Below are 14,582 nucleotides of genomic sequence, written 5' to 3' on the forward strand. Positions count from 1 at the left end.
TTTGTGTCCTAATGTGGGAAGCGCACCTTGGTGCACTGCTTACGAGCAGGGAGGCTGGCGCGGCTGTTTCCTTTGTCCGAGGTTGGGCAGCCGCGCCGGCTCTTTAGAGTTCGGCCAGGGCGTCGCCGTCGAAGAATCGACCGGCTTTGTAGACCATGGGTGCCGAGCCGCCGGTTTCCGCGTGGCGGACACGGCAGATGAAGACCGTGTGGGTCTTGGCTTGGAAGCGTTCCTGGATTTCAGCTTCAAGCGATGCTGCGGAGCCGTCCAGGAGCGGGCTGCCGTTGGGTCCGTCGTGCCACTCGAGTTCCGCGAACTTGTCCGGGCTCTTGGAGGCAAACGTGCGGACGGTTTCGCGCTGGTTGGTGCCCAGGATGTTGATGCCGAGGTGACTTGAGGAAAACAGTGCCGAGTAGGTGCTGGACGTCTTCTGGACGCAGACCAGAACCAGCGGCGGTTCGAGCGAGACAGAGCAGTAGGAGTTCGCGGCCAGCCCCTTGGGGGTTTCGCCTTCCTTGGTGGTGACCACCGTGACTCCGGTGATGAATTGGCGGTTGAACGCCTTCATCAGGTCGGGGTCCAGCTCGGGCAGGTCCGCGGCGTCCGGCGCGACGGGTGCCGCAATGCCGCGGAGGGGACGGATGCCCAGGCCGGCCAGCAGTTCGCTGCCGTCCCAGGTGACGGATTCACGGGTGATCTTCCCGTTGTCCAGGGTCAGGATGTTCGAGCCACGGGTTTGAACGGTGAGTCCCGTGGGCGGAACACCCAGGTATTCGTGGGTGTGCGTACCGGTGGAAGTCCAGAACACGGCCACGGTGCCGTCTCCTTCAACCACGTCGTCGACGGTGGTACTCAGATCGGGGAAAGCTTCCCGGACCGCAGCGATCTCCGCCTTAAGGCCGGCAAGATCGACGGTTGCGCCCGTGGCCTTGCTGGTGCGTAGGTAGTCGACCGCCATAAGGGCATCGAGAGCGTCGAGGTCTCCCTTGTCCCAAGCTGCCAACCAAGCTGATGTGATGAGCGGTTCTAACGTCTGTTGCATACCAATGACAGTAAGCCAGCTCACAAGGAAAGGTCAATACTCACGTGGCATTCAGTCAATTTCCGTATAAACACTGGGATTCTTGAAAAGTTGGCGATGAACTGTTGACGGCCTGATGCATGCAACATACGCTGTGATGTATGCAAGACGAACTCGTAGTTATGAGCGACTCCGCTGAGCAGGATGGTCTCCTCGGCAAGATCCGGCGACTGGTCCTCGGGGGACAATTCCCTCCGGGTGCGGTCCTTCCGGAGGCCTTCCTGGCGCAGGAGTTCGACGTGAGCCGCACCCCTATCCGGGAAGCGCTCAAGCAGCTTCAGCATGAGGGCCTGGTGGAGATCCGGCCCAAGGTGGGCACGTTTGTCCGCGAACCTACGCGCAGGGAGATCATCGAGCTCTTCCAGCTGAAGGAATCCTTGGAAGGCCTCGCCGCGTCGCTCCTGGCCCGCAGGGGCGAAGTTCCGGAACTGGACGTGCTGCGCCGGAACTTGGAAGCCTCCGAAATGGCCGGCCTCACCCACGATCCGGACGCGTACGCCCGCCTGGTCCACGAGTTCCACTGGACGATCGTCCGGGGTTCGGATAACCGCAAACTTGTTGAGCACTACGAACGGCTCATGAACCAGCTGGCATACCAGCGGCTGGTCCTGCAGACCGTGGAACACCCGGGGCGCATCGAAGCCTCTACCCGGGAACATCGTGCGGTCCTGGAAATGATCGAACACAAAGACCCCTTCGGTGCCGAAGCCGCCATGCGGAACCACGTCCACGCTTCCTCGCGTGAAGCCCTCATGCCGGGCTCGGACACCGATCACAAGCACTGACCCCATAACCCGAAAGGAAGCCATGCGCTTCTTCAACCTGCCCGCCCACCCCGGGACCAAACCATGACCGGGCCCAGTATCCGCAAGATTGTCTACTACAGCGAAGAGATCCTGCTCGAAAACGATGCAGCGCCCGCGGTTCCGGCCGTCCGGGCCACCGTCGCGGCGGTGATCGCGAACCCTTGGATTGAGGGAACAGCCGCTGACGACCTCAGTCCCGAGGTCATCCAGGTCGCACCCGTGCTGGCACGCCAACTCACGGACATCCTCGCTGCCAACCTGGGCGGCGTGGACGCGATCGAAGCCTTCGGCAAAGCGGCCGTGGTGGGTACTGACGGTGAAATCGAACACGGTGCGGCGCTCATCCACACCCCCTTCTTCGGGAACCTGGTCCGCGAGTACTTCGCAGGCGAATCGATCATCTGTTTCGCTGACGACCGGGCTGACGCCGGCGCTTCGCTCGTCGTGCCGCTGTGGCACAAGAACGCCGCTGCCACCCGCACCCATTACCAAACCGCAACCACACGTATCGGTGACGCCCCGCGCCCCGGCGAAATCGTCGTCGTCCTCGCCGCTTCCACTGGCCCGCGGCCGCACTCCAGGATCGGCGACCGCCTCACCGATCCGATCGTCAAAGCAGAAACACTAGGAGAACTTGTCTCATGAGCATCCGTAAGATTGTCACCTTCACCGAAGACGTCCTCCTCGAAGGGGGCAGGGAAGTCAGCCCGGCCGCCCGCGTCGCCGTCGTCGCGGCGATCGTGAAGAACCCGTGGGCCGGACAGGGCTTCGTCGAAGACCTCACCCCCGGCATTGATGAGAACGCCTCGGACATTGGCGCCCTGCTGGCACCCCGCGTCCTGGAAGCCCTTGGCGCTCCGGCCGAGGCCTACGGAAAGGCAGCGATCGTGGGCCTCAACGGCGAAATCGAACACGGCTCGGGCCTGATCCACACGCTAGCTTTTGGGAACCACTTCCGCGACGCTGCCAACGCCACCACGCTCCTGCCCGCTGTGGAGAAGCGCGGCCCCGCTGGTGTCCTGTTCGACATCCCTCTCAAGCACATCACAGACGCCACCATCCGCTCGCACCACCAGACCATCGAGGTCCGGATCAACGACGCCCCGCACGCCGACGAGATCGTGATCGCCCTCGCCGCCGCAGCACAGGGACGTCCGCAGCAGCGCCTGGCAGCGTTCTCCACTGAATCGAAGTAGGTGCCTTCCGCCGTGAGCCGCCAACGCATAGCCCTGATCCACGGAGTGGGACTGGACGGATCCATGTGGGCGCCACTGCGTGAATTCCTCGAACCGGAGTTTGAGGTTCAGGTCCTGGAGCTCCTGGGCCACGGGCGCCGCCCGAAGGCCCCGGACGGTGTGACGCTCGGGGAACTCTCGGCGGACATTGCAGGGCAACTCCAGCCTGGAACGCACCTGGTGGGTTTCTCGCTGGGAGCCCTGGTGGCCCAGCACCTGGCCAGGTTCAGGCCTGATCTGGTGTCCACGCTAATGTCTGTTGCCTCAGTCTGTGCCCGCACGTCCGAGGAGCACGCCGCCGTCATGGTTCGCCTGGCATCAGCAGCCTCGGACTTCCCGGCCACAGTGGAAGCATCCATTCGGCGCTGGTTCCCGGAAGGCTCCTGTGTCCCGAAGCAGGTCATCAAGGAAACACGGGCGGTCCTGCAAAGGAACGATCCCCAGTCCTTCCTCGCCTGCTACCGGGTCTTCGCCACCGCCGACGCCGAGATCGCACCCGAACTGCCGCGCATCACCGTTCCGGCACATGCCGTGACCGGCGAACTGGATCCGGGTTCCACCCCGGAGATGAGTGCCAGGCTCGCCGCGGCCATCCCCGGCAGCACGTACTCGATCATTCAGGGAACACGGCACATGATGCCCGTAGAACGCCCCCAGGAAATCGCCACCACCATCACAGCTTTCATCAAGGAGCATTCACATGTCCGGTGAACGTCGCTACGACCACTTCATCAACGGAGGATGGGTCCCGCCCACCAGCGGTGACTACTTCGACAGCACCAACCCGGCAACCCTCGAGGTCCTGTACCAGGCAGCCCGAGGCAACGAAGCCGACGTCGACCGTGCAGTTTCTGCCGCAAGCGCGGCCTTCGCGAATCCCGCCTGGCGGGACCTCAGCCTGACCAAACGCGGCCACCTCCTTCGGAAACTGGGCGACCTGATCGGCCAGAACGCCGAAGAACTCGCGCAGCTGGAAACCCTGGACAACGGCAAGCTGCTGCGTGAAATGCGCGGACAGCTCGCCTCGCTCCCGGAGTACCTCTACTACTACGCCGGTCTCGCTGACAAGGTCCAGGGAAGCCAGATTCCCACCAACGCGGTGACCATGCTCAACTACACCCAACGCGAACCGCTCGGTGTGGTCGGGGCAATCACTCCGTGGAACTCCCCGCTGACCCTGACCACCTCCAAGCTTGCCCCCGCACTCGCAGCCGGAAACACCCTGGTGATCAAGCCCAGCGAGTACACGTCCCGGACCATCCTCCGCGTGGCCGAACTCGCCAGCCAGGCCGGGTTCCCGGATGGTGTGGTCAACGTGGTCACCGGGTTCGGACAGGAAGCCGGAGCGGCCTTGGTCAGCCACCGCAAGCTCGCCAAGATCTCGTTCACCGGATCCACCCAAACAGGGGCGCGTATCGCCTCCGAAACAGCGTCCCGGTTCATCGGCTCCACCTTGGAACTGGGCGGCAAGAGCCCCAACATCGTGTTTGAGGACGCAGACGTGTCCAACGCCGCGATGGGCGTCATCGCCGGGATCTTCGCCGCGGCAGGGCAGACCTGCATTGCGGGCAGCCGGGTGTTCGCGCACCGCAGCGTCTACGACGAACTGGTGGAACGGGTGGCAGAGCGTGCCTCGTCGATCATCATCGGCGACCCGCTCCTTGCCTCCACCGAGCTTGGCCCGCTCGCGTTCGGAGCCCAGCTGGACAAAGTGAGCTCCTACGTGGACATCGGTGTGCGCGAAGGCGCCACGGTACGGACCGGCGGTAAGCGGCCGGACATCGACCTTCCCGGCTACTTCTTCTCGCCAACCGTTCTCACCGGCGTCGACAACACCATGCAGGTGGTCCGGGAGGAGATCTTCGGTCCTGTCGCGGCGATCATGCCGTTCGACAACGAGGATCAGGTGGTGGGCCTGGCCAACGACACCGAGTACGGGCTCGCAGCAGGCATCTGGACCCAAAACCTGGCCCGCGCCCACCGGATGGCCCGCAGGCTTGAAGCGGGAACGGTCTGGGTGAACACCTACCGCGCCATGTCTCCCATGTCCCCACGGCAGGGTTTCAAGAATTCCGGCGTGGGCATCGAGCACGGACTCGAATCCATGCACGAGTACACGCGCCTCAAGAGCGTGTGGATCAACACCGACGAAGGCCCGGTATCCGATCCCTTCGTCCTGCGCAGCTAAAGGAGTCACCATGCCCCTCATTGAAGTATCCATCGCCAAAGGCCGCACGCCCGAGCAGCTCCGCTCGCTCATCACCGAACTGCACCTCGCCGCCGAAAAAGCCGTAGGTGCAGTCCCGGAAAACACCACCGTCATCATCCGCGAAATCGAGCACGAACACTGGTCCCGCGGCAACCAAACCATCGCCGAGCGCAACGCGGCAGCCTCCCAGTAGCTGCAGTAACGCACAACGGCGGAACCGCCGCGAATCAAAGGAGTCACAAATGCGTTTTTCCCTCTTCGTCCATATGGAACGCTGGGACGAGTCCGTCTCGCACCAGGAATGCTTCGAGAACCTGACCGAGCTAACTCTCCTTGCCGAGGCCGGCGGGTTCAGCACGGTCTGGATCGGTGAACACCACTCCATGGAATACACCATTTCGCCGAGCCCCATGCCGCAACTGGCCTACCTGGCGGCCAAGACCTCGCGCATCCGCCTCGGCGCAGGAACCATCATCGCCCCCTTCTGGAATCCGCTGCGCGTCGCCGGGGAGTGCGCCCTCCTGGACGTCATCAGCAACGGCCGCGCAGAAGTAGGTCTGGCCCGCGGTGCGTACCAGTTCGAATTCGACCGCCTCATGGGCGGCATGTCCGCTGTCGACGGCGGCAAGCACCTCCGTGAACTGGTCCCCGCAGTCCGGAAGCTCTGGGAAGGCGACTACGCCCACGACGGCGAAGTGTGGCAATTCCCCACCTCCACCAGCGTTCCGAAACCAATCCAGAAGCCCACCCCGCCCATGTGGATTGCCGCACGGGACATCTCCTCCCACGAATTCGCGGTGGAAAACGGCTGCAACGTGATGGTGACCCCGCTGATGAAGGGGGACGAAGAAGTAGAGGACCTCGCCCGCAAGTTCGATTCCGCCGTGGAAAAGAACCCGGACATTCCCCGGCCGGACCTCATGGTCCTCCGGCACACCCACGTCCACTCCGCCGACGAACCCGAAGGCTGGCGCCGCCCCGCCGAAGGCATCCAGAAGTTCTACCGGACCTTCGACGCCTGGTTCGGCAACAAGACCACCCCTGTGAACGGATTCCTGGAACCCAGCCCCGAGGAGAAATTCGCCGAGCGCCCCGAATTCACGCCCGAATCCCTCCACAAGACGGCCATGATCGGCACACCCGATGAGATCATCGAACGACTCCGCCACTACGAAGCCCTTGGCGTCACCGAATTCAGCGTCTGGTCCGACAACAGCCTCACCCACGAAGAAAAGAAGCGCTCCCTCGAGCTCTTCATCGAACACGTCGTACCGGCATTCCAGGAACAGCCCGCGCCCGCCTCGTTCTGATACACGCCCACCAACACCAACTGCCGACCGGCTCATTTTCGAGCCGGTCGGCAGTTCTGCTATGTGGCCGTTAGGTGTCGGGCGGGTCGAGGTCCGGTCGTGGCCTGCCCTTGCACACATCCCTATGGTGCGGAGCCCACAACCTCCATGATCGAGGCGAACTCACCATAAGTCGTGACGAGAGGCCCGGATTCCCATGTCTTCTGCGCCATCACCCTGAGTCTCGGGTAGATCGACTCGGCCGTCTGTTCGGCTGTGTAGTCAGTGGGCACGCCGTCGTTCCAGAAGTGGACCACCGAGCCGCGGTTGCGCTTCTCGGCCGGGTCGGTGTCGTAGAAGGGGACCATCTCTCCGTCGCCGTCTTCCAGGCTGTACAGGAAGCCGTGGAAACGCTGCACTGCCCAGTCCTCATACATCCGCACCGGAGAGGGATGTTTGGGGACGTGAACGGCGTTGTAGTCGTAGGTCGGGTAGAAACTGGAGTTTTGGATCGTGTATCCAGCTGCCAGGAGCTGCTGGGGTGTTGCAGGGTTGAACAAACTCGGGAAGGAGGCCCCGTTCAAGTCCGCCCACCATTCAACAATCACGTCAGTGTCGACGGGTACAGTCGTGGGCTCCGGAGTGAAGTTGTCATTCCACACGCGGAGCGTTTTGCCATGAGCACGGACGAGAGCATTGATTTCATTCATCAGGCCTCGGACGCCGTCCTTGGGTGAGGCGAGTGGGCCGTACTTATCCTTCGCATATGCCCCGAGTTGTGGATAGTTGTCGTACTGCTGGTCGCCCAAAAACTCATCTGAACCCATGTGCCAGTAATTTCCAGGGAAAAGAGGCAGGTACTCGAGTACGATCCCTCGAATCCATGCACGAGCCTCCGTTATCGAGTAGTCGATTTTGTTGGGAACCGCGATTCCGTTACCGTCGCGCAGCTGCCACTCGGGATGTGCGCGCAGAGCCCAGCCCATATGTCCGGGCATGTCAACCTCGGGCACCACAGTGATGTGATAGCGTCCGGCAAGTGAGACCAGGTCACGCACCTGGTCTTTGGTTAGGAAAACGTCGGATTGAAGTCCTTCGTTGCTCTCGACGCGCCAGCCCTGATCGTCGGTCAGATGCAGGTGGAGATAATTGAGCTTCAAGTACGCTAACTCGCGGATTCGCTCCTCAAGCCATTCCTTCGAATAAGAGGGGTTACGAGCGATGTCGATCATGAGTCCGCGCTCCGGATAGCGTGGCCAATCTATCGCGACGCCGGCGGGCACTGATGTGCCCTGGTGCAGCAGCTGAAGAACAGTTCGCGTTCCGTAGAAGGCCCCAGCGGACGCGACCGCGCTGATCTCAATGGATGAACCGATCCGCAGCTCATAACCTTCGGCGCCAACGGCGTCGTTGGTCGAGCCGAGGGTCAGCAGGATATCCCCGGGACTAGGGGCAACATCTGTCACAACCACACGCGGTTTCTTGCCGGTTGCTTTTTCAAGGTCATCCGCAAAGACATCTGCATCGGACTGCAAGGCCATCGCATAGGTAGGTTTCATTACGAGGCGGGTTTTGGATGTGAGCTGGAAAGCGCCGAGCCCAGCCGTCCAATTACGCAGGGCAGGAATCGTCTTCGGTCGTGTTGATGTTCCAGTATATTGCGTCGGGAACGAGCAGCCGGTGGTAAGCACAGGCCGCACGCACGTCGCCGAGTCGGCAGCTGCGGCGGGCTGGGCCGTGAGTAGCGAGGCGAAGAGGAAAAGGGGAATCAGGCCCCACCACCTTCGTTCGTACATGCGGGAGCGGAACCTCATGGGGAACATCCTCTCTTGGGGGGTGATGTGTCGTGCCAATGAGGGACAAAAGCTTATGCGGGTCCAGTCGCCTGCCCTCAACTTCCGGAGTTTGCAAACTCACGGACTGTTGTTGTCGACAACATTACGGTGATGCTACTCCCGTGTGAGTCCCGCCACATTAGGCGGCGAGGGCCAACCAGAGAATCATGGTGCGGCAGTCGCACTCCACCAACCCGATCCGCCAACAGATATATAAACGACTAGTCACCAATGAACGCCCCCTTGAGCCATCGGCCCCAGAGCGCCTCGCCAGATCCGACGGTCAACGACTGACTTCAGGGACTTGGGCTTGCAGCGGCGATAAACGCCCCGCCGATCACGAGCCTGGCCTCCTAACTTGCATAGTTGGTTGCGGCTAAGTATCGGGGCGGGAGTCGCCGGACCCGCTCTCCAAAAGGATGGACCCAGATTGTTCTGCACCTGCCGCTCCAGAGCCGCTGTAGCAGCTTGAGCTATTGCAGCTTCAGTCGCCCCTCCGCCAAGGCACAGTCAGGATAACGCTGGCCGCGTTGTGGCGAGGTCCCGCCTCGGAACCGATGCGGGACGCGAGTCAGCGGTGGCTTGTCGTCGGCTTAGTCAGTCGTCAATGGGTTGCCATGTCGCTTGGTTGCTCGCGATGTGGACGTGACCGAAGGGCACGTCCGCGAAGTGGATGCCGAAGCCAATGGTGTTTGGTTTGGCGAGTTCGAGGACAAGGCGATGGCGAAGGGTCGTGGCTTGCTGGTGGTCGAAGTCGAAAGTGTTTTCCCAGAGCGGGTGAGTGATCTGGATCGGCGAGTGGAAGGCGTCGCCGAAGGCGATGACCCGTTGCCCTCCTGCGCTGATGACGTATAGAGCGTGCCCTGGGCTGTGACCGGGCCCGAACATGACCCGTACGCCAGGAAATACTTCTTCGCCGTCGGCGATGGTGCGTACCCGCGGCTGCATGGCCATGAGCATGTCGCCCATGCCCTGCGCCTCCGCATACCCGCGCATGTCCCACTCAGATTCGGCGACGAGGTAGTCGGCGCTCTTGAACGCAGGCTGCTCACTGCCGGGGGCCGGGTGCCAAGCCCACCCAAAGTGGTCCACATGCAGGTGAGTGAAGGCAACAGCCTCGACGTCCGAGGGGTCGCGACCGATGGCGGCGAAGCTATCGAGCAGTTTTCCCCCGCTCAGTACGCCGAAAGGGTTCTCGGGAGGGCCCATGGTAATCGGCCCGACTCCGGCATCGATCATTAGCGCCCGACCATCATGCTCGACGAGAAGGGCTCCGTTGCCGGTCACCAGGTGCCCACCCTCATCGAGATACTGCGGATGCTGAGCCCAGAAGTCCTCGGAAGGCTCGGTCAAGAGCATTCGGGCATCGAGAGTGCCAACACCGTCTGGCAAATAGGTGAGCTTTGTGTCACCCAACGTAAGGGACCGGATGCCTGCCGGTCGTCGGAGCCGCTCGTTTTCGTTCGTTGTTGCGTTCATGACTTGGGCCTCCATCAAGGTATGACTTGTATAATTAAAGTCATAACTATCATGGCTTGAAATAAATCGCTAGACTGCATTTGTGACTACATCGGATTCGCAGGTGGCTGAAGACTGGGAGCTCGCCAAGCTCATCCACGAACTTGACGGACGCAACAACGCCCGTCACCGCGCGCGGGTGAGCCAACTTGGCCTGACGGTCGCCCAGGCGTCTGCCCTGCGAGAGCTCACTGGCCCGATGACCATGCGCGAGCTCGCTGCCCGGATGGGATGCGAGCCATCCAACGCGACCGTTGTGATCGACAACCTTGAAAAGCAGGAACTTATCGAACGGCTGCCGCACCCGACGGACCGTAGAGCAAAGCAGCTGATGCTGACCCCACAAGGCACCGACCGACGGACGGCCTTGCTGACCGGCCTGCGGCAGGAGGAGCCGTTGATGGCGGCCTTAACCCAAAAAGACAGGGAGGCGCTCACTAACTTACTCCAGGCCGCACTGTCGTTCGATGAGGCCTTCCAACATGAGGACCACTCCCCCGCCCGCCAACGGTCCGCCCACAGGGATGCTGTCCAACAGTTATAGCCCTGCGGCTGGTCATATAACTTCCGCGGGGTCCGGACGCCCCTATGGGGCGGGACTTCCAAAGAAGGAACACCCGCCCCCAGAGACAGTGCAATGCCCCGTCCGTTAGTGTGCGAGCTTCAGTAGTGTTTTACCTAGTACTTCGATTCCTGCAGCGCAGTCCTCCGGGGTTGAGTATTCGCGGGGGTTGTGACTGATTCCGTCGTACTGGCCGCGGATGAAGATCATGGCCGTCGGGGTAATGGCCGCCATTTCCTGGGCGTCGTGGCCCGCGCCGGACATGAGTCGGATGGTCTCGTACCCCAAGTCCTGTGCTGTGGTCTCGACGACGGCCTGGATCTCTTCGCTGAAAGGAACTGCGTTCGTCTTGGCCATGCGTTTGGCTTCGACGCGGAGTCCGGGCTGCGAGTCCGCCAATTTTGCAAGGAAAGCAGCCAGGTCGGCTTCGGCTTTTGCCATCAGCGCATCGTCCGGATTCCGCAAGTCGACAGTGATTTCGGCGAGGTCGGGAACAACGCTAGGCAATCCGGGAGAGGTGCGGACGTGGCCTACGGTTGCCCGGAGCTGTCCGTAGCGTCCCGAATTGACCATGAGGCGGACCTGGACGATGATCTGGGCCGCAGCCAATCCCGCGTCGACCCTCAATTCCGTCGGAGTGGTGCCGGCGTGGGCGGCGCGGCCGTGCAGGATGACCTTCTGCCACGAAATGGCCTGGACTCCGGTGACCACGCCGACGGCCAGGCCGCGCTGCTGAAGGACGGGGCCCTGCTCAATGTGCGCTTCCACGTAGGCATGGGGGGCCTCGAGAAGAACTGGACGGTCACCCTTGAAGCCGATGCGTTCAAGTTCGTCACCGAAACGAAGGCCGGCTTCATCGGCAAGGTTGTAGGCGTAATCGAGGCTGAGACGTCCCGTGGCTACTGCAGACCCCAGCATGTCGGTTCCAAACCGTACGCCTTCTTCCTCGGTCCAGGCGGCGATGACGATGGGACGACGGGTCTGCAGCCCTGCGTCATTGAGGGACCTGATGACTTCGAGGGCGCCGAGCACGCCCAGGCACCCGTCGAAAGCTCCAGCCGTTGCAACGGTATCGATGTGAGAGCCGGCCATGACCGGGCTCGCATCCGGCTCGGTGCCCTCACGGCGCCCGAAGATGTTGCCCATCTCATCCACCGTCACCTCAAGTTCGGCGTCCTTCATCCAGCCGATAACCAGGCGGCGACCTTCACCGTCCTCATCAGTCAGTGATTGGCGGTTGATTCCGGTCAGGCCGGTAGCTGCGTCTTCGTAGGCGCCGATCGCGGCCAGGTCCATAAGTGACCCCCACAGCCGTTCGCTATTGATTGACAAGGCGGCAGGGGCGGTTGCTTCTATGCTCATTGGTTCTCCAAGTAGTGGAAGGTGGTAGTTCAAAACTAGGAGACACCAATAGCGTGCGTCGATAAGGTGATTGCCATCAGTATCAATGAATTTTCACCATGAATGGAGTGGGTGTTGTACAGCGTCAACAGATTGCGGCTCCTTCGGGAAGTCAGCCTGAGGGGAACCCTGGCTGCCGCCGCCGAAGCCTTGGGTTACAACGCCTCTTCAGTGTCGCACCAGCTCAAGCTCCTGGAAAAGGAAGTCGGTGCGCCCTTGTTGGAACCGGTTGGCCGCAAGGTACGGTTGACCGGCGAAGCCCGGATCCTCGTAGAGCATGCCGAAGCCATCTTCCGGCACCTTGAAGCAGCAGAGGCGGAGATCGCACTGGCCAGGGAGTCCGTCAGCGGGACCGTGCGGGTGGCTAGTTTCCAAACGGCGGGGCACGCGGTGATTCCCGAGGCGCTGGCTGAACTGTACCGGAATTACCCGGACTTGGACGTCACCGTGGCCCACATTCCGGTGGAGGATGCCCTGTCGGCGCTGCTCGCCCGGGACTTTGATCTGGTGCTGCAGGAAGACTACCCGGGGCATCCGCAGATCACTGTGGACGGAGCGGAAATCACAACCGCGGGGTTGGACCCCTTGTGGTTGGTGACGGGCAGTTCGCGGGCGCAAGTCCAGCTCAGCGATATGGCGGAGGCTGCCTGGGTTTTGGAGCCGCACGGCACACTGGCCAGGAGATGGGCGACGGCGGCCTGCCGTGGAGCGGGTTTTGAACCGCGGGTCCGGTTCGAATCATCAGACGTGCTCCTGCACCTTCGGCTGGTCGCGGAAGGCCTGGCCGTGGCGTTGGTACCGGGCTTGGCGCTGGAGGGGGCGGCTTTGGATGAGTTGGCCGTCCATGAATTGCCGGGACACCCAGCCCGGCGAATCGCTTCGGCCATCCGCAGTGGTAGCGGCCGCTCTCCCGCAATAGCCGCTGTCCGTGCGGCGATCGCCGGGCAGACAGCAGAAAAGCTCGCCGCCGGGTATCCGACGGCGAGTTGATCCTTCTGCTAGTTGGCGCCGCGCTGCCTGGCCTCGGCGAGGGCCCGGATATTTCCCCTGGCGAGGAACCAACCGATCACAAGCAACGGCGCCATCAGGATGATCGAGCCGATCGTGTACGTCCCCACGGGGTAGTCCATGGCCATGAGCATAAGGACCGCGAGCAGGAACACCAGCGTGATGATGCCGGTCCAAGGGGCTCCAAAAATCCTGAAGGACGGACGGTTGAGTTTGCCCCTGCGCGCCCAGGACCAGAGCCGCAACTGGCAGAGAACTATGGTTGCCCATGCAACGATCAGGCACAGCGAGGAGACGTTCAGTACGATCTCGAAAGCAGCTTCGGGAACCACCGCGTTGAGTCCTACGCCGAGCAGTGCAACCCCGCCAGTCATAATGATCCCGCCGTATGGAACGCCGTTCCTGCTTAGCCGGCCGGCAAACCTTGGGGCTGAGCCTGCGGCGGACAGCGAACGCATGATCCGCCCCGTTGAGTACAGGCCGGCATTCAGCGACGACAACGCGGCGGTCAGCACGATCAGATTCATCACGGTGTCCCCACCGGCAATTCCAATGGAGCCGAAGAAAGTGACAAACGGACTCTCGCCGGCTTTGTAGGCGGTAAAGGGCAACAGGCAGGACAGCAGCAGCACCGAACCGACGTAGAACACACCAATGCGGAACACGACGGCGTTTATCGCCTTGGGCATGATCCGTTCCGGGTTTTCCGTCTCCCCCGCAGCGGTTCCGACGAGCTCAATGGCACCGTAGGCGAAAATGACCCCTTGGATGACAACCAATGCAGGCAGCACCCCGTTGGGGAACATTCCCCCGTTGTCGGCGATGATACTGAATCCGGCGGTATGGCCGGCCACCGGAGTGCCGAACGCAATAAAGCAAATACCGACGATTAAGAATGCGATGAGGGCGACAACCTTGATAAGGGAGAACCAGAATTCGAGCTCACCGAAGACTTTGACCGACAGCAGGTTCAGTCCCAGGACCAAGGCAAGGGCTGTCAAGGCGAAGACCCATTGCGGAACATCAGCGATGACCGGCACGTACTTTTTGAAGAAGTTGATGTAAAGGGCCACAGCGGTGACATCGACGATGGCAATCATGGACCAGTTGAGCCAGTACAGCCAACCAACAGCAAAGGCGGCCTTCTCGCCGAAGAATTCGCGGGCATAGGATACGAAGGAGCCTGACGTGGGTCGATGGAGTACCAGCTCCCCCAAAGCGCGGAGGATCAGGAACGCGAAGAAGCCACAGACGGCGTAAACCACCACAAGGCCTGGACCCGCTGCAGCCAGCCTGCCACCGGCGCCCATGAAAAGGCCGGTGCCTATCGCCCCGCCGATTCCGATCATCTGGATCTGCCGGGCAGAAAGTCCCTTGTGATAACCCTGCTCTTCCTCGTGGAAGCCAGGGGCGGCGCCGGTAGCGGGCCGGCGGGGGTCTAAAGTTTCCTGGGTGCTGCGTTGAACGGCCATCAAGATCGCTTTCGTGAAAGGTAAACCACCCAGATCAGGTGGCCTGGTCGCGGCAGCCTTCTGTGGCACCGCTCACTGTCCGGTCCATCCTCGGCGGTTCAGCAGCAAAGAAAAAGCGCGAAAAAGCGCACTCAACAGTGAAGCTAAAACGGCTGTTCCACCCGGG

Annotated in this window: 14 protein-coding genes; 9 read left to right on the forward strand and 5 right to left on the reverse strand. The window is 61.9% G+C overall.

What is annotated here, in order from left to right:
• Nucleotides 1–103 precede the first annotated feature (103 nt).
• Nucleotides 104–1,042, reverse strand: coding sequence for a flavin reductase (locus PQ627_RS01980; RefSeq protein ID WP_274258134.1), 939 nt, complete (start codon nt 1,040–1,042; stop codon nt 104–106).
• Nucleotides 1,043–1,182: 140 nt separating this feature from the next.
• Between PQ627_RS01980 and PQ627_RS01985 the strand changes: the two genes are divergently transcribed.
• The 7 genes from PQ627_RS01985 (at nt 1,183) to PQ627_RS02015 (ending at nt 6,641) form a co-directional block, all read left to right on the forward strand.
• The gene (locus PQ627_RS01985) at nt 1,183–1,866 is read left to right on the forward strand and encodes a GntR family transcriptional regulator (RefSeq protein ID WP_274258135.1); all 684 of its coding nucleotides are present in this window, start codon (nt 1,183–1,185) and stop codon (nt 1,864–1,866) included.
• 63 nt (nt 1,867–1,929) lie between these two features.
• The gene (locus PQ627_RS01990) at nt 1,930–2,532 is read left to right on the forward strand and encodes an amino acid synthesis family protein (RefSeq protein ID WP_274258136.1); all 603 of its coding nucleotides are present in this window, start codon (nt 1,930–1,932) and stop codon (nt 2,530–2,532) included.
• On the forward strand, nt 2,529–3,083 hold the full coding sequence (locus tag PQ627_RS01995) for an amino acid synthesis family protein (RefSeq protein WP_274258137.1): 555 nt from the start codon (nt 2,529–2,531) through the stop codon (nt 3,081–3,083). The genes PQ627_RS01990 and PQ627_RS01995 overlap by 4 nt, the downstream gene beginning before the upstream one ends.
• A 12-nt stretch (nt 3,084–3,095) precedes the next feature.
• The gene (locus PQ627_RS02000; RefSeq protein ID WP_274258138.1) at nt 3,096–3,833 is read left to right on the forward strand and encodes an alpha/beta fold hydrolase; all 738 of its coding nucleotides are present in this window, start codon (nt 3,096–3,098) and stop codon (nt 3,831–3,833) included.
• Nucleotides 3,823–5,310, forward strand: coding sequence for an aldehyde dehydrogenase (locus PQ627_RS02005; RefSeq protein ID WP_274258139.1), 1,488 nt, complete (start codon nt 3,823–3,825; stop codon nt 5,308–5,310). The genes PQ627_RS02000 and PQ627_RS02005 overlap by 11 nt, the downstream gene beginning before the upstream one ends.
• A gap of 10 nt (nt 5,311–5,320) precedes the next feature.
• A complete protein-coding gene (locus tag PQ627_RS02010) occupies nt 5,321–5,524 on the forward strand; it encodes a tautomerase family protein (protein WP_274258140.1) in 204 nt (67 codons plus the stop codon).
• Between the two features lie 49 nt (nt 5,525–5,573).
• Nucleotides 5,574–6,641 carry an LLM class flavin-dependent oxidoreductase gene (locus tag PQ627_RS02015; RefSeq protein ID WP_274258141.1) on the forward strand — a complete coding sequence of 356 codons (1,068 nt, stop codon included), beginning with the start codon at nt 5,574–5,576 and terminating at the stop codon, nt 6,639–6,641.
• Nucleotides 6,642–6,763: 122 nt separating this feature from the next.
• Here the strand turns inward: PQ627_RS02015 and PQ627_RS02020 are convergent, their stop codons facing one another.
• Nucleotides 6,764–8,434 carry a beta-N-acetylhexosaminidase gene (locus PQ627_RS02020; RefSeq protein ID WP_274258142.1) on the reverse strand — a complete coding sequence of 557 codons (1,671 nt, stop codon included), beginning with the start codon at nt 8,432–8,434 and terminating at the stop codon, nt 6,764–6,766.
• A gap of 618 nt (nt 8,435–9,052) precedes the next feature.
• Entirely contained in the window at nt 9,053–9,934 is an 882-nt protein-coding gene (locus PQ627_RS02025) for an MBL fold metallo-hydrolase (RefSeq protein WP_274258143.1), read from the reverse strand.
• Nucleotides 9,935–10,016: 82 nt separating this feature from the next.
• Between PQ627_RS02025 and PQ627_RS02030 the strand changes: the two genes are divergently transcribed.
• Nucleotides 10,017–10,517 carry a MarR family winged helix-turn-helix transcriptional regulator gene (locus tag PQ627_RS02030; protein WP_274258144.1) on the forward strand — a complete coding sequence of 167 codons (501 nt, stop codon included), beginning with the start codon at nt 10,017–10,019 and terminating at the stop codon, nt 10,515–10,517.
• A gap of 105 nt (nt 10,518–10,622) precedes the next feature.
• On the opposite strand, the gene PQ627_RS02035 is transcribed toward PQ627_RS02030, so the two are convergent.
• Nucleotides 10,623–11,897: a M20 family metallo-hydrolase gene (locus tag PQ627_RS02035; RefSeq protein WP_274258145.1), complete on the reverse strand. Its 1,275-nt coding sequence runs from the start codon at nt 11,895–11,897 to the stop codon at nt 10,623–10,625.
• Nucleotides 11,898–12,011: 114 nt separating this feature from the next.
• Here PQ627_RS02035 and PQ627_RS02040 point away from each other — a divergent pair, with 114 nt between their 5' ends.
• Nucleotides 12,012–12,926 carry a LysR family transcriptional regulator gene (locus PQ627_RS02040; protein WP_274258146.1) on the forward strand — a complete coding sequence of 305 codons (915 nt, stop codon included), beginning with the start codon at nt 12,012–12,014 and terminating at the stop codon, nt 12,924–12,926.
• Between the two features lie 8 nt (nt 12,927–12,934).
• Here the strand turns inward: PQ627_RS02040 and PQ627_RS02045 are convergent, their stop codons facing one another.
• On the reverse strand, nt 12,935–14,416 hold the full coding sequence (locus PQ627_RS02045; RefSeq protein ID WP_274258147.1) for an amino acid permease: 1,482 nt from the start codon (nt 14,414–14,416) through the stop codon (nt 12,935–12,937).
• Nucleotides 14,417–14,582: the final 166 nt, after the last annotated feature.

Source organism: Paenarthrobacter sp. AB444 (assembly GCF_028736865.1).
Lineage (GTDB): Bacteria > Actinomycetota > Actinomycetes > Actinomycetales > Micrococcaceae > Arthrobacter > Arthrobacter nicotinovorans_B.

Excerpts from the sequence above, each read along its gene's own strand:
- PQ627_RS02035 (WP_274258145.1), bottom strand. The coding sequence starts at position 11,897 with ATGAGCATAGAAGCAACCGCCCCTGCCGCCTTGTCAATCAATAGCGAA.
- PQ627_RS02010 (WP_274258140.1), top strand. The coding sequence starts at position 5,321 with ATGCCCCTCATTGAAGTATCCATCGCCAAAGGCCGCACGCCCGAGCAG.
- PQ627_RS02020 (WP_274258142.1), bottom strand. The coding sequence starts at position 8,434 with ATGAGGTTCCGCTCCCGCATGTACGAACGAAGGTGGTGGGGCCTGATT.
- PQ627_RS01980 (WP_274258134.1), bottom strand. The coding sequence starts at position 1,042 with ATGCAACAGACGTTAGAACCGCTCATCACATCAGCTTGGTTGGCAGCT.
- PQ627_RS01995 (WP_274258137.1), top strand. The coding sequence starts at position 2,529 with ATGAGCATCCGTAAGATTGTCACCTTCACCGAAGACGTCCTCCTCGAA.
- PQ627_RS01990 (WP_274258136.1), top strand. The coding sequence starts at position 1,930 with ATGACCGGGCCCAGTATCCGCAAGATTGTCTACTACAGCGAAGAGATC.
- PQ627_RS02005 (WP_274258139.1), top strand. The coding sequence starts at position 3,823 with ATGTCCGGTGAACGTCGCTACGACCACTTCATCAACGGAGGATGGGTC.
- PQ627_RS02045 (WP_274258147.1), bottom strand. The coding sequence starts at position 14,416 with ATGGCCGTTCAACGCAGCACCCAGGAAACTTTAGACCCCCGCCGGCCC.
- PQ627_RS02025 (WP_274258143.1), bottom strand. The coding sequence starts at position 9,934 with ATGAACGCAACAACGAACGAAAACGAGCGGCTCCGACGACCGGCAGGC.
- PQ627_RS02015 (WP_274258141.1), top strand. The coding sequence starts at position 5,574 with ATGCGTTTTTCCCTCTTCGTCCATATGGAACGCTGGGACGAGTCCGTC.
- PQ627_RS01985 (WP_274258135.1), top strand. The coding sequence starts at position 1,183 with ATGCAAGACGAACTCGTAGTTATGAGCGACTCCGCTGAGCAGGATGGT.